Annotated in this window: 18 protein-coding genes; 7 read left to right on the forward strand and 11 right to left on the reverse strand. The window is 74.7% G+C overall.

The features are described 5' to 3' along the window. The first annotated feature begins 4 nt into the window (after positions 1–4). Positions 5–253 carry a hypothetical protein gene (locus WMF33_RS37220; protein WP_020739535.1) on the forward strand — a complete coding sequence of 83 codons (249 nt, stop codon included), beginning with the start codon at positions 5–7 and terminating at the stop codon, positions 251–253. A gap of 138 nt (positions 254–391) precedes the next feature. Here the strand turns inward: WMF33_RS37220 and WMF33_RS37225 are convergent, their stop codons facing one another. Next, complete coding sequence (locus tag WMF33_RS37225) at positions 392–2248, reverse strand: hypothetical protein (protein WP_437333049.1); 1857 nt, start codon at positions 2246–2248, stop codon at positions 392–394. A 101-nt stretch (positions 2249–2349) separates the two neighbouring features. Between WMF33_RS37225 and WMF33_RS37230 the strand changes: the two genes are divergently transcribed. From WMF33_RS37230 to WMF33_RS37245, 4 genes are all read left to right on the forward strand, one after another. After that, complete coding sequence (locus WMF33_RS37230) at positions 2350–3420, forward strand: hypothetical protein (protein ID WP_437333050.1); 1071 nt, start codon at positions 2350–2352, stop codon at positions 3418–3420. Between the two features lie 138 nt (positions 3421–3558). Then, on the forward strand, positions 3559–5544 hold the full coding sequence (locus WMF33_RS37235) for a hypothetical protein (protein WP_437333051.1): 1986 nt from the start codon (positions 3559–3561) through the stop codon (positions 5542–5544). Between the two features lie 750 nt (positions 5545–6294). Then, positions 6295–8595 carry a CapA family protein gene (locus tag WMF33_RS37240; protein WP_437333052.1) on the forward strand — a complete coding sequence of 767 codons (2301 nt, stop codon included), beginning with the start codon at positions 6295–6297 and terminating at the stop codon, positions 8593–8595. Positions 8596–8773: 178 nt separating this feature from the next. After that, positions 8774–9694 carry a M23 family metallopeptidase gene (locus WMF33_RS37245; protein ID WP_437333053.1) on the forward strand — a complete coding sequence of 307 codons (921 nt, stop codon included), beginning with the start codon at positions 8774–8776 and terminating at the stop codon, positions 9692–9694. Between the two features lie 18 nt (positions 9695–9712). On the opposite strand, the gene WMF33_RS37250 is transcribed toward WMF33_RS37245, so the two are convergent. The 4 genes from WMF33_RS37250 to WMF33_RS37265 all read right to left on the reverse strand — a co-directional run bounded on the left by WMF33_RS37250 (position 9713) and on the right by WMF33_RS37265 (position 15423). Further along, entirely contained in the window at positions 9713–10657 is a 945-nt protein-coding gene (locus WMF33_RS37250) for an RluA family pseudouridine synthase (protein ID WP_437333054.1), read from the reverse strand. Between the two features lie 5 nt (positions 10658–10662). Continuing rightward, the gene (locus WMF33_RS37255; RefSeq protein WP_437333055.1) at positions 10663–12168 is read right to left on the reverse strand and encodes a hypothetical protein; all 1506 of its coding nucleotides are present in this window, start codon (positions 12166–12168) and stop codon (positions 10663–10665) included. 61 nt (positions 12169–12229) lie between these two features. After that, positions 12230–13804 (reverse strand): hypothetical protein, encoded by a 1575-nt coding sequence (locus WMF33_RS37260; RefSeq protein WP_437333056.1) that lies wholly within the window; start codon positions 13802–13804, stop codon positions 12230–12232. Positions 13805–14085: 281 nt separating this feature from the next. After that, entirely contained in the window at positions 14086–15423 is a 1338-nt protein-coding gene (locus WMF33_RS37265; protein WP_061621302.1) for a Stp1/IreP family PP2C-type Ser/Thr phosphatase, read from the reverse strand. Between the two features lie 233 nt (positions 15424–15656). Between WMF33_RS37265 and WMF33_RS37270 the strand changes: the two genes are divergently transcribed. Then, a complete protein-coding gene (locus tag WMF33_RS37270; protein WP_437333057.1) occupies positions 15657–16409 on the forward strand; it encodes a hypothetical protein in 753 nt (250 codons plus the stop codon). A 97-nt stretch (positions 16410–16506) separates the two neighbouring features. Then, positions 16507–17685, forward strand: coding sequence for a tetratricopeptide repeat protein (locus tag WMF33_RS37275; protein ID WP_437333058.1), 1179 nt, complete (start codon positions 16507–16509; stop codon positions 17683–17685). Positions 17686–17754: 69 nt separating this feature from the next. Here the strand turns inward: WMF33_RS37275 and WMF33_RS37280 are convergent, their stop codons facing one another. The 6 genes from WMF33_RS37280 to WMF33_RS37305 all read right to left on the reverse strand — a co-directional run bounded on the left by WMF33_RS37280 (position 17755) and on the right by WMF33_RS37305 (position 23559). Then, positions 17755–18258 carry a hypothetical protein gene (locus WMF33_RS37280; RefSeq protein WP_437333059.1) on the reverse strand — a complete coding sequence of 168 codons (504 nt, stop codon included), beginning with the start codon at positions 18256–18258 and terminating at the stop codon, positions 17755–17757. A gap of 79 nt (positions 18259–18337) precedes the next feature. Continuing rightward, positions 18338–19468, reverse strand: coding sequence for a hypothetical protein (locus WMF33_RS37285; RefSeq protein WP_437333060.1), 1131 nt, complete (start codon positions 19466–19468; stop codon positions 18338–18340). Next, the gene (locus WMF33_RS37290; protein ID WP_437333061.1) at positions 19469–20764 is read right to left on the reverse strand and encodes a tetratricopeptide repeat protein; all 1296 of its coding nucleotides are present in this window, start codon (positions 20762–20764) and stop codon (positions 19469–19471) included. It lies immediately after the preceding gene. Further along, positions 20761–21366 (reverse strand): RNA polymerase sigma factor, encoded by a 606-nt coding sequence (locus tag WMF33_RS37295; protein ID WP_437333062.1) that lies wholly within the window; start codon positions 21364–21366, stop codon positions 20761–20763. The genes WMF33_RS37290 and WMF33_RS37295 overlap by 4 nt, the downstream gene beginning before the upstream one ends. A 120-nt stretch (positions 21367–21486) precedes the next feature. Continuing rightward, a complete protein-coding gene (locus tag WMF33_RS37300; protein ID WP_437333063.1) occupies positions 21487–22359 on the reverse strand; it encodes a JAB domain-containing protein in 873 nt (290 codons plus the stop codon). Positions 22360–22497: 138 nt separating this feature from the next. Beyond that, positions 22498–23559, reverse strand: coding sequence for a hypothetical protein (locus WMF33_RS37305; protein ID WP_437333064.1), 1062 nt, complete (start codon positions 23557–23559; stop codon positions 22498–22500). Positions 23560–23581: the final 22 nt, after the last annotated feature.

Raw genomic sequence — 23581 nt, forward strand, 5'->3', positions numbered from 1 at the left:
AAGAATGAGCAACATCACGTCCGAGCTGAAGAGCGATCTCACCAAGAGCCTGGAGTCGCTCCAGACCCTGCGCGACGAGATCCGGGTCAGGCTGCACCTCGCCGGCATGGAGGCGAAGGACGCCTGGGGCAAGCTGGAGCCGACGCTCCTCGACGCGGAGAAGCTGGCCGAGGACGTCTCGGAGACCTCGCGGAACGCGCTGCGCGACATCCTGGAGAAGGTGAAGGAGTTCCGCTCGTCGTTGCCGTCGTGATCGCGGCGCCTTCGGGATGATGTGACGAGAGCGCCCCTCGGGGGCGCGGCAGGCGGCGCCCACCAGGAGCTCGGCAAGAGCCTGGTGGGCGCGTCTGCTTTGTCCGCCCGCGCGCTGCCCGAGCGCCGGCCCCGCGGCTCACCCGCGCAGCGCGGCCGCCGCGACGCGCGCGACGTTGCCCCACCGGGGGTCGGCTGCGCAGGCCGCGAGCCGCTCGCCCACGACGTGGGAGCGGCGGTGATCGCAGGAGCTGGGCGGCCGCGCGAAGGTCGTGAGCGGCGCGCGCAGGAGGGTCTTCTCGACCTGGGCGAGCATCGCGGTGTTGTGCACGAAGCCGAGCCCGCTCTGGATGTCGGCGAGCGTGGCGCTCGGGTGGCCGCCCCAGGGCGGGACGACCAGCGCGTGCGCGGCGGCGGGCGCCTGGTTCACCGCGATCACGCCGTACCGGAGCTCGAGCAGGGCGCGGTCGAGCGCGGCGCCGACGGCGGGGTCCTCCTCGCTGATCGGGTGCGCGACGATCGCCGCGCCCAGGGTGCCCTGGAGCCGGTCGTTGCAGAAGGGGACCGCCGCCTCCAAAAACTCCACCGGATCGCTCGAGCCGACCTCGACGATGGAGAGGACGCCGGAGAGCGGCTCGATCGAGAAGAGCGGCTCGGCGGGATCCGACGCGGAGAGCCCGGCGATCAGCGTCCACGGGGGCGCGCCCGGCCCGGGCTCGCCGATGCGCACGACCCCGGCCGGGAGCGGCGCGTCGGCGGAGCCCTCGAGGCGCTCGCGCTCGAGCGGCGGGCGCCCGGCCGTGAGCGCGGCGTGCCGCGCCTCGGCCTCCGGATGGACGGCGCGCCGCGGGGGCACGGCGGCGAGCGCGCGGTGGAGCATCCGGAAGAGCAGCGGCCGCTGCACGAAGCCCCTGGGCAGCACGAGGACGTGCGCCGCGGGGTCGCCGAGCGAGGCGCCGCTCACGACGCGGCTCGCGAGGAGCCTCACCTGGCACCAGAGCTCGTCCCTGCCGTAGAGCCACGGCATCACGAGGACGGGGCGGACGCCGCCGAGCACGGAGGTGATGGGCTTGTGGAGCAGCCGCTCCCCCGACGCCCGCCGGCCCGCCTGCTGCGGGCCCGGCGGGCCCCAGACGAGCGCGTCGTGCGCCGCCGCCGCGCCGGTGACGTGGACCTCCGCGACGGCGGGGTGCGCCGCGAGGTAGGCGGCCGCGTCGGCGCCGCCGTGCACGAAGCGGAGGAGCCCGCGCGAGACGAGCGGCGCGAGGGCGCGCTCGAGCAGCGCGCCGAGGGGCCCGCTCTCGGGGCTCGCGGCGAGCGCGACGACGCGCCCGTCGACGAAGAGCTTGTGGAGCGCGTCGCGGAGGGGGACGCTCGCGGCGCCGCCCGCGCCGAGCACCAGCGCGACGCCGCCCTCGGGGTCGCGCTGCCGGTAGAAGGGCGCCTGCGCTTCCAGGACGCCGGCGCGCGTCGCGCCGGGCTGCATCAGGGCGCGCGCGCGGAGGGGCCCGTGGAGGGCGGCGTCCTTCAGGCCCGCGGGGAACACGTCCACCTCGACGCGGCCGTCCGGCCGGGCGCGCACCGCCCCGCGGCGGAGCCGCGGGCGCCCGCGCGCGGCGATGTCCTCGAGCGCCTCGGCGAGGAGGCGCACCTGCGCGAGCGTCGCGCACGGCCCCGCGAGCCACGCCTCGCCGGCCGCGGCCGAGCCGGGGTCGAGCCCCGCGGCGGCGCACGACGCCTCGACCTGCGGGCGCGCGGCGGCGAGCAGGCCCGGGAGCAGCGCGCGGAGCAGCGAGGCCTTCTCGCGGGGCGGCATGCGCGCGAAGCCGAGGGCCGCGTCGCCCAGCTCGGACAGCGCGCGATCGAGCTCTGCCGGGGGTGTCTCAGCGCCGCGCGCCGCGCCCGGATCGGCCGCCGGCGCGGCCGCGGGTCCGCCGGAGAGGAGGCTTCCGGGCGCGGGGGCGGGGGCGGTGACGAGATCGGGGACCGGCGGCATCGGGACGGAGACTACAGGCAGGCGATCGCGCGCGCGAGCGCAGCGACGGTTCGCGGCGCGCGTGTAGCCGGCCTGCTCGGGATTCGGTAGAGTCCAGCGCCATGGATTGCGCTTTCACCACGGGTCGGGGCCCGGCGCGCGCGCCCTCCTCCGCGAGGGCTCCCCGCTCGGCCGCCTGCGGCGTCCTGCTCGGCCTCGGCGCGCTCCTCCTCGCCCCCGCGGCGGCAGCGCAAGAGCCCGCTCCGCCGCTCCCGCCGGGCCAGGGACAGCCGGGCGGGGCTGCCCAGCCGCAGGCCGGGTATCCTCAGCAGCAAGGCTATCCCCAGCAGCAGGGTTATCCTCAGCAACAAGGGTATCCGCAGCAGGGTTATCCTCAGCAGGGATACCCGCAGCAGGGATACCCGCAGCAGCAAGGCTACCCCCAGCAGGGATACCCGCAGCAGCAAGGCTATCCCCAGCAGGGATACCCGCAGCAGCAAGGCTATCCCCAGCAAGGGTATCCCCAGCAGGGATACCCGCAGCAGCAAGGCTACCCCCAGCAACAAGGTTATCCTCAGCAAGGCTATCCCCAGCAGGGCTATCCTCAGCAGCCGCCCGGCTACGGTCAGGGGTACGCCTTGCCGGCCGGACCGCCGCCGCCCCCGATGCCGCCCGAGGCGACCTGCTGCCGCTGGTCGGTCCGCTACAACGCCCTGGACCTCCTGTTCGGGCGGATGACCTTCGAGGGCGAGGTCGCCATCCTCGGGCCGCTCACCGTCGGCCTCGCGCCGTCCTGGATCTGGGGCTCGCTCGACGACGCGACGCTGGACACGACCGGGTTCGCGCTCGGGGCCGACATCGGCGTCTACGTGGAGGGCAAGCCGCTGAAGGGGTTCTGGGTGAAAGGGCGCCTCGGCTACGAGTCGTTCGAGGCGGTCTACACCCCTTCTCCCAAGGTGACCCCCGGCAAGCGCGACGTGAGCAGCGCCATCCTCGGCCTCAGCATCGGGAGCACGAACATCTTCGGCCGCGACGGCGGGTTCGCCATGTCGGGGGGGTTCGGGCTCGGCGTCGCGCTCGCCCCTCCGGCGACGGTCGCCGCAGGCGCCGCGGGCAACTACCAGTACGTCTTCTACGAGAAGACGGGGAAGATCAAGCTCCTCGGCTCGCTCTCGCTCGGCGTCGCGTTCTGATCGCGCCCGCTGCCCGCTGCGGATGGCCGGCCCCGCAGGGCGGCGCCGCCCCGCCGCGGCGGGAGGCGGCGCCCGCAGGCGGGCGGGCGCCGCCCCCAGAACTTGGCCCCGCGCGCGGCGCCGTGGGACGTCTGCACCATGCCCTCTCGCATCGCCCGCCGCCCCGGGCCGGCGCTGCTGCTGCCGCTCCTCGCCGCGCTCGTGTCGATCGCGTTCGCGCTCCCGGCGCGGGCGTGGGTCGAGGTGCACGTCGCCGGAGACGACGTGCGGCTCGCGATCGACCGGGCCGGCGCCGCCACGGTCGAGCACAAGGTCACCTTGAAGATCTCGGGCGGGCCGCTCCGCGCGCTCGACATCCAGGGCGTCGACCCGGACGCCGAGCTCGATCCGGGCAGCTACGCCGCGCCCCTCAAGGCCGCGGAGGCGGGCTCCCTCGCGTCCGCGACGCCGGTCGCGCTCGAGCTCCTGCCGCCCGACCTCCGCCCGCGCGAGGACGGCTCGCGCCGCCCGGCGGCGCTGCGGGCCCGCTTCGACGGCAGGGGCCTGAGCCGCGGGGTGTTCGTGCTCTTCTTCCGCTACCGCACGGACCTCATGAAGCGGGGGCTCATCCGGCTGGACGGCCCGAGCGCCCGCATCGCGTGGACCGGGCCCCTCTGGGACGACGGCTACGACTCGGCGCGGCTCACCGTCGCGATCCCGGCCGCGCCCGACGAGCCGCGCGTCGACGAGGCGCCCGCCGATGCGGCGGGCGAGCCCTCGGCCGACGGCGCGCTCGCGGCGCCGTCGACGCTCTCCACGCTCCGCCGCTCGGTCGACAAGGACGAGCTCGAGCTGCTCCGCCCGTACACCCCGAAGGCCGAGCCGATCCGGTGGGCGATCCGCGCCGACGCGCGCGCCTTCCAGCCCGAGCCCACCGCGGCGCGGCCCGGCGCCGACGCCCTCGGGCGGCTCTCGGACGCCGCGGCCTCGAGCCCCGACCGGAGCCGCACCCTCTACCTCGCCGCCGGCGCGGCCCTCTTCGCGCTCTACAGCGCCCTCGTCGCGCTCAAGGCGCGCGAGCACGAGCGCCTCGCGCGCGCCGCGGGCGCCCTGCCGCGGCCCCTCGTCCCGATCCCGCTCGCGCCGCGGGCCGCCCTCGCCGGGCTCGCGCTCGTCGCGGGCGTCGCCCTGGAGCTCCTGCTCCGCGACGGCACGGCCGGCGCCGCGCTCGTGGCCGCGGCGACCGCGCTCGCCGCGCACCGCACCCCTCGCCCGGAGCGCGCCGCCGCGGCCCTGCGGCGTCCCGGCAAGTGGCTCCCGGTCGCGGAGTCCGAGGCGTTTCGCGAGCCGCCGCGGGTGCGCGGCGTCTACCTCGACGTCTCGACGCGCGCCGGCAAGGCGCTGCTCGCCGCGCTGCTCGCCGCGCTCGGCGCGGGGGTCTACGCGGCGGCCGGCGCCTCGCCGTACCACGCCCACCTGCTCGCGCTCGACGCGACGGCGCTGCTCGCGATCTTCTGCACCGGCCGGCTCGCCGAGCTCCCCGCCGACCCGGCGGCGCGGCCGGTCGCGTTCCTGCGCGACGTCGCCCGGCGCGTGCGGCGGTCGCACAAGGCGCCCCGCCCGGCGGCCAAGGCGCCCGCGACCACGGCGGCCAAGGGGTCCGCGCGCGCCTCGGCCAAGGCGGCCGGCGCGGCGGCCATGGCGTCGGAGCTCCGCGTGGTCGGCCGCCTCCGCATCCCGGACGGCAGCCCCGACGCCGACGAGCTGCGGCTCGGCCTCTCGCCGCGCGCTGCGCTCCCCGGCTTCGTGGCGATCGAGGTCGGCGTCGTCTACGCGCCCGGCGCCGGCGGCTCGATCGGGCTGCCCGAGGTCCTGCTGCGCGTCGCCCCGGGCTCGCCGTGCGAGCACGCCGTCGAGCGGCTCGCGAAGAGCGGCCGGTCCTCGCGGGGTCGGCGCCCCGGCGAGCGCGTGCTCGCGTTCACGCCGCGGCTGCCGACCGCGCGGATGACCGCGGCCATCGCCGCCGCGCTCGTCCGCGCCGTCTCCGCCCCGCCCGCGGGCGCCGCGGCGACCAAGCCGCAGGGCGCCGGCGCGCCCCGCGCCCCGCGCCCCGGCAACCGCAAGGCGGCCATCGCCGCCGCGTAGCGCACCTCCGGCTACCGAGCTCCCGCTCACCCGCACAGCGGCGTGGCGGCGCCGGGTCGCGGCGCCCTCCGCGCGCGAGCGCCGCCGGAGCGGCTCCGCCGCGAAGCCTCGAATCCATCGCGACTGCCACTCTCTCGCGGGCCCGCCACCGGGTGGTGGCCGGATTTGAACATGAAGGCGGGAAGATCATTGATCTTTTCTTCCCGCCTTCCCGCCTCCATGTGAATCACTCCGGGGCAAATTGGGCCACCACCGGCCCCCGCGGCGCCGCGCGGTACGGCGATCGCAAAGATCGCAAACGGTGCGTCCATGTGCGACGCCGTCGCGCACCACCGCAGCACGCCATGCCTCCACGGGCCCGCACACGAAAGAGACGACAGCGACGTTACCTGGTGAGACAGCGTCTCCAGCGCAGACGCCGGCCAGCGAAGAAAACACGGCCGCGCTCGACGAGCGTATGGCCATGGGCGACGAGATCATGATAGGTTCGTGCTGACCGCCTTTGTCGTACGCATCGACACTGGCACGGATCGAATCATGCATGGGTCGGCGCTCTCGCTGTCTCCGCGGCGAAGGCCGAGCGGCCAGTCGACGCTCGCGACCCTTTGAAGCCGGGAGAGAAACGCTGGTGTCCGGTTCCACGGCATTTTTGCACGTGGATGACCGGTCCGGCGGAGCTCTGCTCTGGCGTCGTCGTCCTCTTTTGATGTCGGCTGTCCTCGAACAGGACCGCGCAGACCGGGAGCGATCATGGCAAGAAGGCGCGTCATCCCCACATTCACTCTCCCATCGCTGTCCGCGTGCGCCGCGCTCTGCGCCTCGCTGCCCGCGGGCGAGGCGGCGGCGGCGTACCGCTTCGACGCGACCGAGGCGGCGTTCGACGCGGTCTACGCGGCGGCGCCCATCGACGTCACCGGCGTCGTCGTCGATGAGGCCGGGTCGCCGATCGCGGGGGCCGAGGTGACGGCCATCGGCTGGGGGAGCGGCGCGGTCAACGACGGCGAGCTCGCCTTCACCGACGCGGCGGGCGCGTTCACGCTGGCGGCGCTCGCGCGGCGCTCGGTGCTGCTGCGCATCGAGGTGGACGGGTACACCACCGAGATCGTCCCCGCCGACCTGCACCGGCCGCTCGCCGCGACCTCCGCCGGGGTCGGCCGCGTCGTGCTGACCGAGCAGCGCGCCGGCCGCGCGCGGATCCTCGTGGGAGGCGACACGATGTTCGGGCGGCGCTTCATCGACAGCGACGCGAACGGGGTCGAGGGGGAGGCCGGCGACCTGATCCGCCCGGACACCCGGGAGGCGGACGCGCTCGCCGTCCTCTCCTTCCTGCGCGACGTCCTCTCGTCGGCCGACTACACGCAGGTGAACCTGGAGTCCCCCGTCACGACCAACCCGGCGACGCCCCACCCGTACAAGTCGTTCACGTTCTTCTCCTACCCCGAGACGGCCCGAGCGCTCGCGCTCTCCGGCGTGGACGCCGTGAGCCTCGGCAACAACCACATGTTCGATTACATGGAGGGGGGCGTCGCCGACACGCTCATCCACGTGCCGAACGCCGGCCTCGACTGGTTCGGCGCCGGACCGGACAAGACGACGGCGAAGGGCACCGTGCTCTACCGGACCATCCGCGGCGTCGACGTGGCCTTCCAGGGGTTCAACCAGCTCGTCAACGACGGGTCGACGGACGCGGCGTACACGCTCACCGCCTCCGACGGGCCCCCGCCCAAGGCCGGCGCCCTCGAGCTCAGCCTCGCGGAGATCAGCGACTTCATGGAGGAGGACGCGGTCGGGCGCTTCGGCATCCCGGTGGTGCACGGGGGCATCGAGTACAGCGATTACCCGTCGTCCGGCATGCGGCGGCGGTTCGTCCAGCTCGTCCAGAAGGGCGCCGGCATGGTCGTGGCGCACCACCCGCACACGATCCACGGCGTCGGGCTGTACGACGCCGGCGCCGGGCCCCGCTTCGTCTTCATGTCGCTCGGCAACATGGTCTTCGATCAGGACGTCTTCGAGACGTACCAGTCGTACCTCGCCGCGATCGACATCGACGAGGACTCGAGCGGCAACCGCGCGGTGCACCGCGTCCAGCTCATCCCGTTCCAGAACGAGGACTACGTCCCGAAGCTCGTGGGCGGCGCGTGGCTCGGCCGGGCGATCCGCCACATCGGCCACCTCTCCACGACGCTGCCGGCGGCGCCGTCGTCCGGCGAGGCGGCGGACGGCCTGACCGGCGCGGTCGTGTTCGCGAGCGGCCCGCGGGCCGCCGCGGTGAGCGATCCGTCGCAGTACACGACGAGCGAGCGCGCCGAGACGCGGAGCGTGCCGCTCAAGAGCCGCGCCACGGGGCCCATCGAGCACCTGCGGTCGGACGAAGCGGAGTCGCTCGCCGGCCTCCGGACGACCGCCGCCGCGAGCTGCGATTACGGCCGGGAGATCATGCTCTACGGCGACTTCGAGGACGGCGACGTCGACGATACCTCCCACGAAGGCTCGATGTGGTCGATGAGCGAATTCCGCTACATCCAGAACAGCGTCGTCCACGGCGGGACCGGCGCGATGGTGTTCCTGCGCAAGTCGAGCAGCACCACCGAGGTCTCGACGTACATGAACAACCGCGTCAAGTTCGACCCCGGCCGCAAGCTGACCTTGACCGGGTTCCTGAAAGGCGACAACGCGGGGCAGGTGCGCGTTCAGGTCTACTGGTACACGAGCGGCGGGGCGAGCGTGTCGAACAGCGTCGTGCTCACGCGCGCGGCCGGCACCTACGACTGGCAGCGGTTCACGGTCGATCTCACCCCGCCGTCGAACGCGGGCTCCGTGCGGTTCTATTTCCGGGCGGGGGCGCCGGCGAGCGGCGAGGCCGCGGCGTTCCTCGACGACGTGTCGCTCATCGAGTGGGAGGGCACGGTCGCCGACGCGTCGCTCGGGTTCGCGCTCCCCACGCCGAACAACTGGGGCTTCGCGCGCTGCACCGCCGTGGATCCGGCGCTCACGAGCCTCGGCGTGACGATGACGCACCGGTCGTACGCGCTGGCCCCGGCGGCGCCCTGAGGCCGCCGCGGCGCCCTGAGACCGCCGCGGCCGCGCCGGAGCTCGGGACGGCGCTCGGCCCAGGCAGGCGCGCGGGGGTCACCTCGACTTCCGTGCTCTGCTTGGATAGCATGAGCGCGCGGCGCTGCGCCGTGGACTCGACACCTGCCCTGCGCTCGCGCGCCACGGACTCGCCCTCATGAAGCCATCGCGGAAATCATCGGTCCTCGCGCCTGTGCTGGCCCTCGCCGCGGCGCTGGCCGGCTGCGGCTCGGACCCGGAGGGCCCAGAGCTCGTGTGGCCGATCGGGGGGACGGACGAGCTCCAGCCGATGTCGTCGAGCTTCGGGCCCCGCCTCCAGACCTCGCGCGACGGCGTCTACGACTTTCACCGAGGCATCGATATCCCCACCCCCATGGGCACCCCGGTGTACGCGGTCGCCGACGGAAAGGTGACGCGCGCGGGCCGCTACGACGATTTCGAGGACGTCGTCGTCCAGATCGAGCACTGCGACGCGCCGGGCGCGTGCTTCTACAGCACCTACATCCACCTGACCATGCCGCTCATCGAGGTCGGCGATCAGGTCGGGCGCGGAGAGCACATCGGCTACACCGGACTCGCCGCCAGCAGCCTGTTCCCCCACCTGCACTTCGAGATCCGCGACGGAGGGACCGAGAAGGTGTACTGCGTGCACCCGCTCCGCTTCCTCCCGACGCCGGCCGGCCTGCCGCCGGCGCTCGCCGTGCGCCGCACCGACGAGGACTCCACCGAGAGCGTCACGGCCGAGGTCGAGGTCACCCTGCCCGGCATCGCGCCAGGCCTCATCGAGGTCGCCGCCGCGACGGAGCGCCGCTCGACCGGAGAGGTCATCGAGGAGCGGGTGTTCGACTACGACGAGTGGAATCGTCAGTACACGGCGGAGGGAGACGCCGCGGTCATCGACGAGCAGAGCCTCGGGGGCATCCGGATCGAGCCGGCGAAGTACAACGCGCAGTCCTCGGCGTACGTCATCGCGTTCCGCTTCAGCAACCTCGACGGGACGGTGTCGGCGGACGATCTCCGGATCACGGCGCGGGCGCGCGACGTGAACGGCCACGTCGTCGAGGCGAGCGCGCCCTGAGCCGGCGCGGCGGCCGGCTCAGCCCTCGCCGACCAGCGCCGCCATGTCCGCGGGCAGCGGCGACGTCACCACGAACGCGGGCACCGCGTCGCTGCCGCCCCACCCGATGTAGTGCGCGTGCAGCGCGTGGCGGCTCAGCCCCTCCACCGCGGGCCCGCCGTAGAGCGCGTCGCCGGCCAGGGGGTGCCCCACCGACGCGAAGTGCGCCCGGATCTGGTGCCGCAGCGCCCGCGGGGCGCGCGCCTCGACGAGCTCCCAGAGCCCCACCTGCCGCACGCGCTTGTACATCGTCGCCGCCGGCCGCGGCGCGTAGCGCGCCACGTCGCGCGGGTGGATGCACGGGTAGACCCGCTTCTTGTCCTTCGGGTGCGGCGCGAGCGGCACCTCGATCGAGCCCATCTCCGGGAGATCGCCGATCTGGCAGATCAGCAGGTAGCGCTTGTCGAGCCGCCCCTCCTTCAGCCCGGCGACGAGCGCCGAGAACGCCGCGGGCGTGCGCGCCGCGAGCACGAGGCCGCTCGTGTCCGTGTCCAGCCGGTGGCACAGCCCAGGCTCCCGCGGGGAGAAGCCGATCGTCGCCATCTCCGGGTACCGCGCCACGAGGGCGTTCGCGAGCGTCCCGCGCTCGCCGGGATCGAGCGGCGCCGTCGGCACCCCGGCGGGCTTGTTCACCACCACGAGGTCGTCGCGCTCGAGCACCACGTCGAGCGGCGCGCCAGGATCCGGCGTCGCCGCCCCGGAGGCCTCGGTCGGCTCGACGTCGACCTCCAGCACCTCGCCCGCCGCCGCCACGTCGCCCTTCGACGCGCGCCGGCCGGCGCCGCTCTTCCCGACGCCGAGCACGCGCACGCGCCCCTCGGAGAACAACCGCTTCGCGCCCGCCCGTCCCAGCCCGGGCAACAGCTGCACGAGCAGCTTGTCGAGGCGCGTCCCTGCATCCAGCTCGGTGATCGTGATCTTCATAGCTCCTACGGAATCGCCCCCTGCCACCCGAGGCCGAGCGCGGGCGCTCGCCGGCTCCCGACCACGCTCTCTCCTATCACTCCCAGCATGGGCAGGCCGAACCGGTTCCACGAGGGGCCCGCGCTGCGGGCGCCCGCCGCGGCCGGGCGCGTCACGCACCACGCGACGCCCGCCCCCAGCAGGAACCCGCCGGCGGTGGCGCCGACCCACGCCCGCTGCTGCGCCTCGGTCGGGGCCTCGAAGACGAGCGGGCTGGCGAGCGCGGCGGCGCCCAGGCCGCCGAGGAGCGCGCCCACGTCGACCGTCAGGACCTCCGACGCCGTGACGTCGAGCTGCGTCGCCGCCGCGGCCGCCGCGAGCCAGCCGAGCGCCGCGCCGTAGCCCATCCCCGCGATCGGCGTGCGCTGGACGTCGCCCCGCGCCGCCCACTCGACGAGCCCGCCCAGCATGAGCCCGAGCCCGCCGCCCGACTGCGCGAGCAGCGCGCCGCCGTCGGACATGCGGCCCAGCGAGAGCCCCATCGCGGCGAGCGTGATCCCGGCGGTCCCCCCGATGAGCCCGGCGGCCCAGCGCTCCTCGCTCGGATCCTCGGCGTGCTCGGCGAAGCGGCCCTGGTAGATGAGGTGGCCCGCGATCGTCGGCCACCAGGTGCCGGAGCCGAGGTACCACGCGTCGGCCACGCCGACGTCCCACTCCTCGGCGATGATGATCGCCCCGCCGAGGCCGATGCCGGCCCCGACCGCGAGCAGCGGGTAGAGCAGGCGCGGGTCGTCCGAGCCGCTCGATCGCTGGATCGAGAAGCCGACGAGGCCTCCGTAGAGGGTCGCGTTGGCGGCGAGCGTCGCCTTCCCCAGGCTGCGCGCCGGCGTGGCGAGGCGCCCGCGGCACGGCTCGGCGCACGGCGCGTCCTCTCCCGGCGGGGGCGACGCCGCGGCGGGGGCGCCGTCGAGCTCGGCCAGGAGATCGCGGAGCATCACCGCGGCGCGCACCGCGACGTCGTCGCGCGCGACGCGCTCCACGCGCACCCGCAGCGATCGCGCGCCGCCGGACGCGAGCGCCAGCCGGAGCTCCACCTCGTCGCCGCGCAGGTCGAGGCTCGGCGCGATGAAGAGCCGGTCGCTCGAGCGCGCGCGCTCCAGGAGCTCGGCCTCGTCGAGCGGCGATCGCGAGGCGGGGCGGCCTTCGAGATCGACCGAGAGGCCGAGGTCCTGCGCCGTGTCCGAGAGGAGCCCGTCGAGCGCGCCGGCGAGCGGCGCGGCGCGCTCGACGGCGTCGGGCGCGAGCGCCGTCGGGAGCACCACGGCGGCCCGCGCGGGCCGCGCGGGCGGCCCGGACCCCACGCCCTGCGCGGCCGGCGCGGCCCCCGCGCGCTGCGCGGCCGGCGCGACGTCCCCTGCGCGCGAGGGCGGCGCCGCGGGCGCAGGCTCGGCGGACGCCGGCAGCGCCGCGGTGAACGCCGCCGCGAGCGCCAGCGCGCTCGCCAGGCCGCGGAGGTGCCGGGGGTCGATCATGGCGTCGATGCTTCGGCCCCGGCGGCGCGCGCCGCGGTGCCAACGCCGCTCGGGGCGTCGATCAGAACATGAACGTGCCGCTCGCGAAGAGGTCGAACGTGTTGCTGTCGTTGACGTAGAAGCGGCGGCCGACCGCGTTGATGGTCGGGCGGTAGTTGGGGTTCGGGCTGCCCGTGACGGTGAAGGTCCCGTCGTTGTTCTGGCGGCGGCAGGGCCCGGCCGCGCCGATGCTGTCCTTGTACTGCGAGTTGCACGGCTGGTCGCCGCCGATGCCGTGCCCCTGATCGTGGCGGAAGCCCGCGCCGAGCTGGAACTTCACGAGCTCGGCCGCCCTCCACGTCACGCTCGCCGAGGCGCGGTACGAGCCGTACGGCTGGACGTCGCTGAGCCCCGTGAAGTACGTCCGCTGCGAGCCCTGATCGATGACCGACGGCGCGCACGCGCGCGGGTCGCCGCCCCGGCAGGCGGCCACGCTGTACGCGTCGTTCTCGCGGAACGCCGCCCACTGCGGCTGCCGCAGCGTGGGCGCGTCGCTCGAGCCGAGCGCGTCGAACAGCTCCGAGTAGTCGCGCCCCTCGGAGTGGTACTCGCCCGTGAAGCGCAGGTCGAACGTGAGCCCGGTGAACTTCTCGCGGTTCTCCCAGGGGATGATCATCACGCCGAGCATCACGTTGCCGACGAGCGGCGGGTGGTTCACGAGCGACGTCTGCAGGTCGGTGAGGCCGTAGTCGCTCGACTCCTGCTGGAACTCGAACAGCGCCTTGAACCCGCCGTACGGCTCGACGTACTTGATCCGCTTCGACAGGTACGTGTGCACCTCGAGGCCGATCGTGCCGCGCGAGATGCCGGGCTCGCGCTGGGCGGTCCGACTCCCCTCGAAGCCGCCGTCGGCGTTGCCGTTCCGGTTGATGTCCGTCGGATCGGCGCACTTGACCTGGCCGCCCTTCGGCGACTCGGTGCAGGCGTGCATCGCCTCGCTCACCGGGAAGCGCCCCTCGACGCCGAACAGCCAGGTCGGCTTCGTCCGATCGCGCGCCTGGTTCATGATGTTCACGTCGAGGCCGACGGCGAGGTACTCGATGCCGCTCCGGTTCGGCGACCTGAAGGGCAGCGAGAACAGCTGCTCGCCGGGAGCCCCCGCGAGCACGACGCTCTGGTGGCCTTCGCTGCCCTCGAGCCCCGTGAGCTCGCGCGAGTGGTTCAGGATGAGCGGCATCCGGACGTAGAGCGCCAGGTCGCGGTAGAGGCCGACGTCGAGGCGCATGTTGAACTTCGAGGTCGCCTCGCTGTAGCTCGCGACGTTGAGCAGGTTCGACGTGTAGCCGCCCGTCGACAGGCCCGGCGCGGCGATGTACGTCTCGCGGCGGATCTTCGCGCTCTTCGACGCGTGCTCGAAGCCGAAGCTGAAGTTCAGATCGAAGGTGTCGCCCTCGTCGAACGCGTCGACGACGCTCGTGAGCTCGCCGGTCTCCATCATGAGCCGCGGCTCGGTGGCGCTCCGCGGCTCGTCCGCGGCCGCGGGGGACGCCGCGAGGACCGCCGCCGCAGCGACGGCGAGCGACGCGAACGCCGAGCCCCCAGCCATGCCGATGGCGACGCGAGCGAGATGGCCTTCGCAGTACCTTCTGCCGTGCATGCTCATGGTTATCCGTCGGACGGACGCTACCGGCCGGGGTAGGAGGGTGTCAATCTGCGAATCGCTCGCCCGGCATGCGCGGCGCCGCCGCGCCCCGCCGGTCGCAACGATCGGCGCCGCCGCGGGCCGATCGCCGGCGGCCGCGGGCCGATCGCCGGCGGCCGCGGGCCGCTCGCCGGCAGCCGCGGGCCGCTCGCCGGCAGCCGCGGGCCGCTCGCCGGCAGCCGCGGCGAGCGCGCTCCGTCCGGCGTGTCGGGCCGCGGCCGGCCGCGGGGCGCGGATCACCGGGCGGGCGAGCGCTCCTCGGCGGCGAACGGGCTCTTGCCCTCCTCGCTGTCGGGGAAGATCTCGCTCGTGATGTCCTCCGCGGCGAGCTCCTCGCGGGCGGTGGTCAGGTCGCGCGACGTCTGGTCGAGCCGGTCGGCGAGCACGCCGAGGAACTGCCAGAGCAGCTTGACCGCGAGCTCGTGCTCCTTGCGGAGGATCTCGAAGAAGTCGGCGCGCCGGACGGCGATGAGCTCGCTCTGCTCGACGGCCGAGACGGTGGCCGAGCGCGGCGCGCTGCGGATGAGCGCCATCTCGCCGAAGTGCTCGCCCGGGCCGACCTCGCTCAGCACGGCGTCGCCGCGGACGATCCGGACGAGGCCCGAGAGCACGATGAACAGCTCGTCGCCGCGATCGCCCTCGCGGACCACGACCTGGCCGGGCTCGAACGAGAGCACCTCGGCGACCTGCATGACCCGGAGCATCTCGCGCTCGTGGAGGCGCGCGAAGAGGGGCATCTTCGCGAGCACGTCGCGCTTCAGCGCGAGCAGGCGCGCGCGGACGCTGTCGCGGTGATCGCCCGCGCCGAGCCGCACGAGGACGGCGGTGATGTTGTCCTTGCCGCCCTTCCTGTTCGCGAGATCGATGAGGCCGTTCGCGGCGACCTCGCCGTTCTCCTCCTCGAAGAACGGCTCGAGCTCGGCGGTGTGCGCGATGTACCCGTGGAGCCCGTCGGACGCGAGGAGGAACTGATCGCCCGGGAGCACCTCGATCGTGAGCGTGTCGACCTCGACGCGCTCGTACACGCCGACGGCGCGCGTGATCGCGTTCTTCTGCGCGACCTTCTCGATCTGATCGCGCGTGAGCTTCCCGCGCTTGATGAGCTCGTTGTAGACGGTGTGGTCCTCCGTGACCTGCTGGATGCGGCCCTCGCGGAGGAGGTAGATGCGGCTGTCGCCGACGTGGGCGATGTAGCCGTGCGAGCCGGCGATGAGGAGCGCGGAGAGCGTCGTGCCCATGCCGCGCTTCGTCGCGTCGGCCTTCGCCTCCTCGTGGATCCGCGCGCACGCGCGCTGGACGGCGTGCTCGAGCAGGCTGAGGACCTCCTTCATCGCGGCGCGCCGCACGTTGCTGCGCGCCTGGTTCTCGATGAGGTCCCGCTCCTTCTTGAGCTCCTCGTGGATGATGCGGACGGCGAGCGCGCTCGCGACCTCGCCCGCGGCGTGTCCGCCCATTCCGTCGGCAACCACAAAGAGCGCGAGCTTCTTGTCGACGAGGTAGTTGTCCTCGTTGTGGTCCCGCATGCGGCCGACGTCGGTGGCCGCATAAAACCTGATGTTTTCGGACAGGCCCATCGGTTCGGGCAGGCTACCCGAGGGCGCGGGAGGAAATCACTAGCGATTGCGCCCGCCGCGAACGGGACGACCGCCTCCCGTAGATCTCGCGCTCGCCGCGCCGGGCCTCGCGCTCGCCGCGCCCGGGGCGTGCGTGCGCCGTCGGGAGGCGCTCGGGGGGCGGGTGGGGAATCGACCGCGTGGCCGCAGCTGCGAGCGGCGGTACATTCGGAACGCGTAGAATGGGAGGTTCGATGCGGCTCGTCCTCTTCGATAACACGGACGTCGGGTGGGGCCGCGCGCGGCGGGCGAGCGGCGCGCCCCGCCGGCGCGACGGCGCGGAGCACGCGGGCGGCGCGGCCGCCGAGGCCACGGCGCACGCGCGCGGCGCCGTCGCCGAGCCCGCGGACCTCGCGGTCCTGGGCGAGGCGGTGGGCGCGACGATCGGGCTCTCGCCGATCTGGCGCGCCGGGGCGCTCCTCCACCGCATGCGGGGCGCGGCCGACGCGTGGCTCGCCGCGTCGAGCTGGGCCGAGGCGCTCGGGTGGGCGGCGCGGACGGCGCGCGAGCGCGGCCGGAAGATCGCGTCGCTGCAGGCCTGGGGCCACGGCGGCTGGGGGTACATGCGCCTCGGGGCGAGCCGGCTCGACGAGGCCGCGCTCCGGCCGGGCTCGCCGCTCGACGCGGCGCTCGACGCCCTGCGGGCCGAGCTCGCGGGGCCCGACGCCGTCGTGTGGCTCCGCTGCTGCAGCGCGTTCGGCCACACCGGCCAGGCGTTCGCGCGGGCGCTCGCGGACCGGCTCGGCTGCCGGGTCGCGGGGCACACGTACATCATCGCGTTCTATCAGAGCGGGACGCACTCCCTGCGCCCGGGCGAGGCGCCGTCGTGGGATCCGCGCGAGGGCGTGCGCTTCTCCGGCGGGGAGCCGGCGGGCGCCCTGTGGTCGTCGCGCGCGTCCCCGAACACCGTCTCGTGCCTGACGGCCGATCTCCCGCCGGGGTATTGACGCCCGCGCGCCCGCCGTGCGGGGTGGGCCGCTCCCGCGGCGCCGCGCGCCCCGGCGGCGCTCGACCCGCTTCGTCGCGCCGGCGTACGCTGCCGCCATGACGCCGCCCGACGCGCAGCGCGCCCGCGCGCTCGATCTGCTGAGCCGAGGAGACATGGCCGGCGGCATCGCCGGGCTCGAGGGGTACCTCGCGGGCGCGCCGGACGACGCGGGGGCGTGGCTCGCGCTCGGGGCGGCGTACTCGGCGGAGGGCCGCTGGTCGGACGCGGCGCCGGCGCTCGCGGCGGCGGTGGAGCGCGGCGGTGGCGACGCCGAGGCGCGCCTCGCCTACGCCCGCGCGCTGGTCCGCCTCGGCCGGCTCGACGACGCGGCCGCCGAGCTCCGGCGGGGCGCCGCGCTCGAGCCGACCGACCCTCGGGTGCTGCGCGAGCTCGGGATCGTGCTCTACGACGAGCGCCTCTACGACGAGGCGGCGCGCTGGCTCGCGCGGGCGTGCGAGGCGGCGCCGGACGACGGGCGGGCGGCCTTCGCGCTCGGGCTCGCGCACGAGGCGCGGCGGGACATCGCGCCGGCGATCGCGGCGTACCGAGAGGCGGTGCGGCGCGCGCCCGCGTTCGCCGACGCGCGGCTCACGCTCGCCGACGCGCTCGCGTCGATCGGGGAGCACGAGCAGGCGCTCGGCGAGCTCGAGGCGCTGCTCGCGCGCGAGCCGGGCCACGCGCGGGCGGCGAGCAACCGCGAGGTGCTGAGGCGCGCGCTCGCCGAGATGCGCGCGCGCCGGCTGCTCGGCAAGACGGAGCGTGAGCTCGCGCGGTCGGCGCTCGTCGTCGAGGCGCAGCTCCGGCGCCGCGAGACGCTGGCGCCGCCCGTCCCGGTGGAGGGCGGCGGGGCGCGGCGGATCGTCCGCTACACGGCGCCGCTCCTCGAGCTCCACGTGACGCTCGACGCGGGCGGGGGCGCGATCGAGGCGCTGCACCTCGCGCTGACCGATCCGGATCGCGCCGCGCGCGCCGAGGACGACGTCTTCGAGGTCACCGTGATCGGCGAGGACGGCCGGCAGGCGCCGGTGAGCTACGCGACGGGCGCGTCGCTGACGTTCTTGCGCGAGGCGCTCGGCTGCCCGATGACGCAGGCGAGCGCGCTCTACGCGTCGCTGCTCAAGGGGAGCCCGTCGATCGACTGGGGCGGCGCGACGTTGCGGTTCGCGAGCGTCCCGGGCACCGCGGGGAGGCCCGGCGGGGAGCGGCACGGCATCCTCGTCAGCCGGCGCGGCTAGCGGTGCCCGCCGGCGAGCCGCTATCGAGGATCTCAGGCGACGCGGCGCTAGGCTCGCCGATCTCGACCTTCAGTCACATTCGTACTTCCACATGCAGAAGCCCTGTTCGTCCACGAGGCCGGGCCCGTGGTGCAGGTGCCAGCACTCCATACCGTTCGGGCACGCGGTGTTCTCGTCGCAGGGCAACGAGCAGACCGAGTTGCACACGGGCGTGGCGGTCCCGCTCTGCGGCTGCGGGCAGTCCGCCGCCGTCTCGCACTCGTACATGCAGACCGCCGCCACGTCGCACCACATCGATCCATCTTCTTGTCTCTCGGCCACGTACGCCACCGAGCACACGCGTCCTTCGCCGCCCGGTCCGGGATCCGGACAGACGAGGGGGAGGGCGAAGGAGCTCTCGTCCTCGGGGGAAACGACGCAGGCAGCCCACGGCCCCTCGGTAGCCCCCGCGACGGACGTCGCCAGGTGAACTTCCACGATCGGATCGACGTGGTTGTCGAAGCACGCCGCCGGCGCGCACGCGAAGGCCATCGACAAGGCAAGAGCCCAGAGCTTCGTCACCGTGATTTTCATGCAGCCCTCCACGCCCGACGCCCGAGCGCCCGGCGTCTAGACGTCCTGCACTGAAGTCACGGCAGCTGCCCTTTGCGGCTCACGGCAGCGCGACCTCCACCCCGAGCGATGCGCCCAGGAACGGGCGACCCCACGTGTCGGCCGCGCGGCCAGCAGCGTCGATCACGATGCGCGGCGTTGCGATCCCGGCAAGGAAATGCTCGCTGATGCGCAGGTACGGAAACGGCGCGAACGAGAGCCCCACGCGCAGGTACGGCGCGAGCGCATACGCGTCGTCCGACGCGCCGACGTACTCGGGCGAGCGGCCTTCGCCCTCGACATGCAGCCAGGCGGCGGCGAGCCCCGCGCCGACCGAGGGCAGCCACGCGGCGTCGCTGGGGCCGAGCGGGACGCGCACCCCCAGGGCGGCGAGCGCCACCCGCACGTGCCGCGTGCCCTCTTTGCCCTCTCGGCTCACGCTGGCGAGCGGGATCTGGACGAAGGCGGAGAGCCCCAGTCGGGACCCGATCATCGCGTACCCCGACACGTCCACCATCGGGGAGGCGGGCACGCCGCCTGCGCTCCACAGCAGGGCGGGCGCCGCTCCGACGCCGAACGTCGCCGGCGCGCTCCGGGTCGCGCCTGGCCTCGGCGGCGGAGCAGGCGGCGCGCGGGAGGCGCCGTCGGCGCGCGGGCGCGCGGCGGCGACGGGCGCCGGCTTGGCCGGCGGCGGTCGCTGCGCGTCGACGTCGGTCCTGGTCTTCGGATCGGCGTCGACCTCGCGCCGCGACGGCTGGGGCGAACGCACCTCCAGGAGGCTCGCGCGCAGGAGCTCCACCGCGCGGATCGCGACCGTGGGCGGATCGTCGTCCATCACGGCGCTCTGGACCGACTCGCCCGTCGCACCACGGTCGATCGAGACATCGACGCCGCCCGGCACCTCCCTCACCCGGATCACCGCCGCCGCGCCGTCCTCTCGCGCGCTCGCCTCGACGGGCCCGCGCGAGGGCGGATCCGCGTCGCCCCGCACGACCACGACCGTGAACCCGAGCGTGGCGAGCTCGGCATAGACGCGGGCCATGATGGGATCCGTTCGGCGATCGGCGATCAGGACGACCTTCGGGCGTGGCGGCTCCAGCGGCGCCGCGCGCGCCTCGGATGCGGCGAGGAGGCAGAGCCCGATCGTCCACGCTCCGCCGCGCGCCGCGCGAGCCGTCCTTCGAGATCGCACTCACTCCTCCTCGAGGAGGCTCTTCGCGTGAGCTGCATGGGGCCCCGCCGGATAGCGCTCCAGGTAGCGGCGCGCGGCCTCCCGGGCCCCGCTGGCCGAGCCCATCCGCGCCCGGCATTCGATGATCCTCCCGAGCGCTTCCTGCGCAAAGGATCCGCCCGGCTGTTCTCCGAGGTACACGCCGAACCAGCGCTCGGCCTCGGCGTAGGATCGCCGCTGGTCGAACGCCATCCGGCCGAGGTGGAAGGCGGCCTTCGCCGCCTCGCCCGTCCCCGCGAACCGGCTCCGCGCCGCGGTGAGCGCCGCCGCCGCGCGCTCCGGCTTCCCCGAGAAGCGCGCGGCGTCGGCGAGCATCAGCAGATCCGCCGCGCTCGCGCGGGCGACGAGCCGGTCGAAGCCCTCGGCCTCGGCCGCCGTCATCGCCTCGTCGTACTTGTTGGCGTCGACGAGGTCGCGCCAGCTCGGCCGGCGCGCGGGCGCTTCCGCGGTCCTGGCGACCGTGTCGCCGATCGCCGCCGGGGCCGGCCCGGAGGCCGCCGGAGCGACGGGCGCGGCCGGAGCGACGGGCGCGGACGACGGTGGAGGCGGGCCCTCGGCGCGCGGTTCTCGGCGCGTGAGCTCGAAGCGCTGCTCCTTGCAGAAGACCTCGAGCGTCTCTCCCGCCGCGACGGCGCGCCGCCCCCCCACGAGCGGCCCCGACACGGCGACCGATCCTTCCCGCAGCACCAGCTTGAGCTCCTCGTCCACCGGGGACCAGCTCAGCTCGAAGCGCGTGCCGGTCACCAGCACGTCGAACGGGCCGACGTTGAAGTTCCAGGTGCTCGTCCCGGTGTGGGTCACCGCCGCCGTGAGCCGGCCGGCTTCCAGCAGCACCCGCGCCCCGCGGGCGTCGGCGGCCACCACGCGCGCCCGCGCGTCCGCGTCCAGCGCGAGCGACGTGCCGTCCGAGAAGCGGATCGGCAGCGGAGCATCCGCCGCGGCGGCGATCCACGTCCCGACCTGCCCTTCTGCAGACCCGACCGCGAACGAGAGCGACCTCGACGAGGGGAGCAGGACGAGGAGCAGGACCGCAGAGGCCGCTGCAAGCGCGACGAAGGCCGCGGGCGCGATCCACCGAGGGCGCGACGGTCCGAGGCGGGCAACCCCGGGATGGGCGGCTCCGCCGGCCGCGCTCTCCAGGAATCGCTCGCGCGCGCGCTCGAGATCGAGATCCTGCGCCGCGAGCTCCGCATCCTGGACGCGGCCGAGCTCACGCAGACGATCGAGCGAGGGGCGATCGCCCTTGACGAGCCTCATTTCAGCCACTCCTCGAGCGCGGGTTGATCCCGCGCCGCCTCGAGGAAGTTGGCCTCCGCGCGGGCCAGCCTCCGCTTGATGGTCGCGAGCGAGACGCCGCACGCGTCGGCGACCTCCTGGAGCTCCATGCCGTCGATGCGCCGCAACGCGAACGCGATGCGCTCGTCGGCCGGGAGCCGGTCCAGCGCTCGATAGGTCGCGCGCAGCGCCTCGTGCGCGTCGCCTTCGTGCGGGCGCGCCACGAGGGGTGGGAGCTCGTCGGGGGCGAAGAAGAGGAGCCATTTCCGGCGCGCGCGCCGCTGGATGCAGGTCCGCGCCGTGAACACCGCGACCGACGTCATCCACGCCTTCAGCGCGGCCGGATCGCGCAGGGCGTCGAGGGAGGACAGCGCGCGGACGAAGGCGTCGTGGTGAGCGTCGGACAGGTCGTGGCCGCTGCCGAGGAGCCGGCCGAGGACGCGGAGCACGTGCCCGGAGAAGCGCTCGTGAAAGGCGGAGAGGGCGGCGGGATGCCTCGCGCGGAGCCCCTCCACGAGCGCCTCGTCGCTCGCATAGGCGACCACGCCGAGCCTTCGAGGGGGGGCGAGAGCTCGGGCGCGCATCACCATGTTCGTAGGGTTCCGCTGGACATGACCGAACGCCGAGCGCCGCCTCGTGAGCCGACCGGCCCCCTGGAGTCACGGCAGGGTCGCGAAACGGCTCACCGCCGTCGACGCGCGGCGCTAGCGCTGGCCGTGGCCCGCGCGGCGGGGACCAGCGCCGGCCGCTCCTGCCGGCGCGGGGCGCGCGCCGGCTCCGCCCTCCGCCGGCGCGGGGCGCGCGCCGGCTCCGCCCTCCGCCGGCGCGTCGCCGGGCTTGATCATCCCGAGATCGTGCAGCGACGAGTAGTGGCCGTCCGGCGCGAGGATGACGTGGTCGACGAGGGGCACCCCGATCACCTCGCCGGCCGCCGCGACCGCGTCGGTCATGGCCACGTCCTCGGGGGACGGCGCGGAGTCGCCGCTCGGGTGGTTGTGCACGAGCACGAGCGCCGAGGCCGCGTCCGAGAGCGCGGCGCGCAGGATGTCCTTCGCCGTGACCGAGCACCCGTGGAGCCCGCCCTGCGCGACCCGGCGCGCTCCCCGCATCCCGTTGCGGCCGTCGAGCGAGATCACCCACATCTGCTCGTGATCGAGCGGGCCGAGCTGCGCCGCGCACCACGCCGCGATCGAGGCCGACGTGCGCACCGGCGGCCGCGGGCGCACCGCGCGCTCGAACGCGCGCCGCCCGAGCTCGAGCGACGCGGCGATGCGGAGCGCCTTCGCGAGGCCGAGGCCTGGGTGCTCGGCGAGCGCGTGCGGGCCGAGCCGCGAGAGCCCCTCCAGCCCGGAGAAGCGCGAGAGGAGCGCGGCGGAGACGATCGTGACGGGCGTGCCGACCAGCCCGGTGCCGAGCACGATGGCGAGCAGGTCGGCGTCGCCGAGCGACCAGATCCCCTCCTCGAGCGCGCGCTCGCGCGGGCCGATGAAGGCGGCGAGCGCCGCGGGATCGTCGGTGTACGAATCGTGGACGGGCAGGTGATCGGGCAGCAGCGCGGCGCGCTTCCAGGAGCTCATGCGCCGGCCACAAGCACGCGGCGGGCCCGGCGGCCGGCGCGCGGCGCCGCGGCGATCGGCGCGCCTCCGGGGCGGCGGAGCGGCGGCGGAGGGTGGCGGCCGCCAGGCAGGTGCGCGTCTGGCCAGTCCCGATGCGCGTCAGGACATCAGGCCGAGCGCGAAGAGAGCGTCGGACCAGAGGGGCCAGAGTGTGCGGTACGGGTGGGTCGCCAGCACCACGCCGCCGCCCGGGAGGCGGCGCACGTGGAACGGGGCGTGGTCGACGAGGAAGTAGACATGCTCGCCCGTCAGTTCCACCCAGGTGAGGGGCCCGCCGCCGCGGGTGAACTGCTCGCCGCGCGCCCTGGCCTGCACCGTCAGGTTGTGGATCTCCTCGGCGCGCGGCGCCGCGGCGCGCCACGCCTCGTCGGGCACATCGGCGGCGGCCACGAGCGCCTCGAGCAGCGCGGAGCCCGGCATGGCCAGCGCCTTGAGGACGGTCTCGCGGGAGAGCGGGATCGAGCGCCCGCTCTTGTCCGTCGGAACCACGCGCGCCCCGGCCGGCGCGGCGTCGACACGCGCGTGCAGCGCCTCCAGCGACATGCCCGCGATCAGCGAGACCTTTTCCTTGTCGTGGAGGCTGACCCACGACAGGGCCAGATCGCGCGCGATGTCGCCGGCGTCCGCGTGGTACGTCGCGCACATCGAGACCGGCGCGAGCCAGGTCCACGCGCTCGTGCAGCCGCCGGTCGAGACGCGCCTGCTCGCGTCGGGCGCGCAGAGGCGGAGCAGCAGGTCCTCGAGGTCGTCCAGAACGATGTGCCACGTGAGCTCGGCTTCCGCCTCGACGGAGCGCGGTCCGCTGCCCAGGGCGAGGTACAAATCCAGCGGGAGAATGTCCGCCGCGCTGGCAGGGACCAGGTGGATGGGGCCCATCGGCTTGAGACGTTCGCTCTTGCCGGTGAAGCAGCGATAGTGGCCATAGAATGAGCGCCGGTCGTCGAGCTCCATGGCGAAGTAGGTTTCGGCATCGGTGCGTCCGAAGTGGGCGCGGATCATCGCGACCGCCTCGTCCACGGAGTTCACGGTGCGATCCACGTCGGAGCCCATCGTCACGCTGATATACATCCCTGGGATGACGAGCGCCGGCAGCGCCCCCGCGAACGCGTCGACCCGCGCTGCCTCGTCGCACCAGGCGAAGAAGTACGGCCCTGGTTTCATCCTTGGTTCACCCTCATGAGGT

The sequence above is a fragment of the Sorangium sp. So ce394 genome (assembly GCF_051474665.1).
Taxonomy (GTDB): domain Bacteria; phylum Myxococcota_A; class Polyangia; order Polyangiales; family Polyangiaceae; genus Sorangium; species Sorangium cellulosum_D.

Coding starts and splice junctions, on each gene's coding strand:
- WMF33_RS37230 (WP_437333050.1), top strand. CDS start 2,350: ATGGATTGCGCTTTCACCACGGGTCGGGGCCCGGCGCGCGCGCCCTCC.
- WMF33_RS37305 (WP_437333064.1), bottom strand. CDS start 23,559: ATGAAACCAGGGCCGTACTTCTTCGCCTGGTGCGACGAGGCAGCGCGG.
- WMF33_RS37220 (WP_020739535.1), top strand. CDS start 5: ATGAGCAACATCACGTCCGAGCTGAAGAGCGATCTCACCAAGAGCCTG.
- WMF33_RS37275 (WP_437333058.1), top strand. CDS start 16,507: ATGACGCCGCCCGACGCGCAGCGCGCCCGCGCGCTCGATCTGCTGAGC.
- WMF33_RS37235 (WP_437333051.1), top strand. CDS start 3,559: ATGCCCTCTCGCATCGCCCGCCGCCCCGGGCCGGCGCTGCTGCTGCCG.
- WMF33_RS37250 (WP_437333054.1), bottom strand. CDS start 10,657: ATGAAGATCACGATCACCGAGCTGGATGCAGGGACGCGCCTCGACAAG.
- WMF33_RS37255 (WP_437333055.1), bottom strand. CDS start 12,168: ATGATCGACCCCCGGCACCTCCGCGGCCTGGCGAGCGCGCTGGCGCTC.
- WMF33_RS37240 (WP_437333052.1), top strand. CDS start 6,295: ATGGCAAGAAGGCGCGTCATCCCCACATTCACTCTCCCATCGCTGTCC.
- WMF33_RS37270 (WP_437333057.1), top strand. CDS start 15,657: ATGCGGCTCGTCCTCTTCGATAACACGGACGTCGGGTGGGGCCGCGCG.
- WMF33_RS37290 (WP_437333061.1), bottom strand. CDS start 20,764: ATGAGGCTCGTCAAGGGCGATCGCCCCTCGCTCGATCGTCTGCGTGAG.
- WMF33_RS37260 (WP_437333056.1), bottom strand. CDS start 13,804: ATGCACGGCAGAAGGTACTGCGAAGGCCATCTCGCTCGCGTCGCCATC.
- WMF33_RS37225 (WP_437333049.1), bottom strand. CDS start 2,248: ATGCCGCCGGTCCCCGATCTCGTCACCGCCCCCGCCCCCGCGCCCGGA.
- WMF33_RS37245 (WP_437333053.1), top strand. CDS start 8,774: ATGAAGCCATCGCGGAAATCATCGGTCCTCGCGCCTGTGCTGGCCCTC.
- WMF33_RS37265 (WP_061621302.1), bottom strand. CDS start 15,423: ATGGGCCTGTCCGAAAACATCAGGTTTTATGCGGCCACCGACGTCGGC.
- WMF33_RS37300 (WP_437333063.1), bottom strand. CDS start 22,359: ATGAGCTCCTGGAAGCGCGCCGCGCTGCTGCCCGATCACCTGCCCGTC.
- WMF33_RS37280 (WP_437333059.1), bottom strand. CDS start 18,258: ATGAAAATCACGGTGACGAAGCTCTGGGCTCTTGCCTTGTCGATGGCC.
- WMF33_RS37295 (WP_437333062.1), bottom strand. CDS start 21,366: ATGCGCGCCCGAGCTCTCGCCCCCCCTCGAAGGCTCGGCGTGGTCGCC.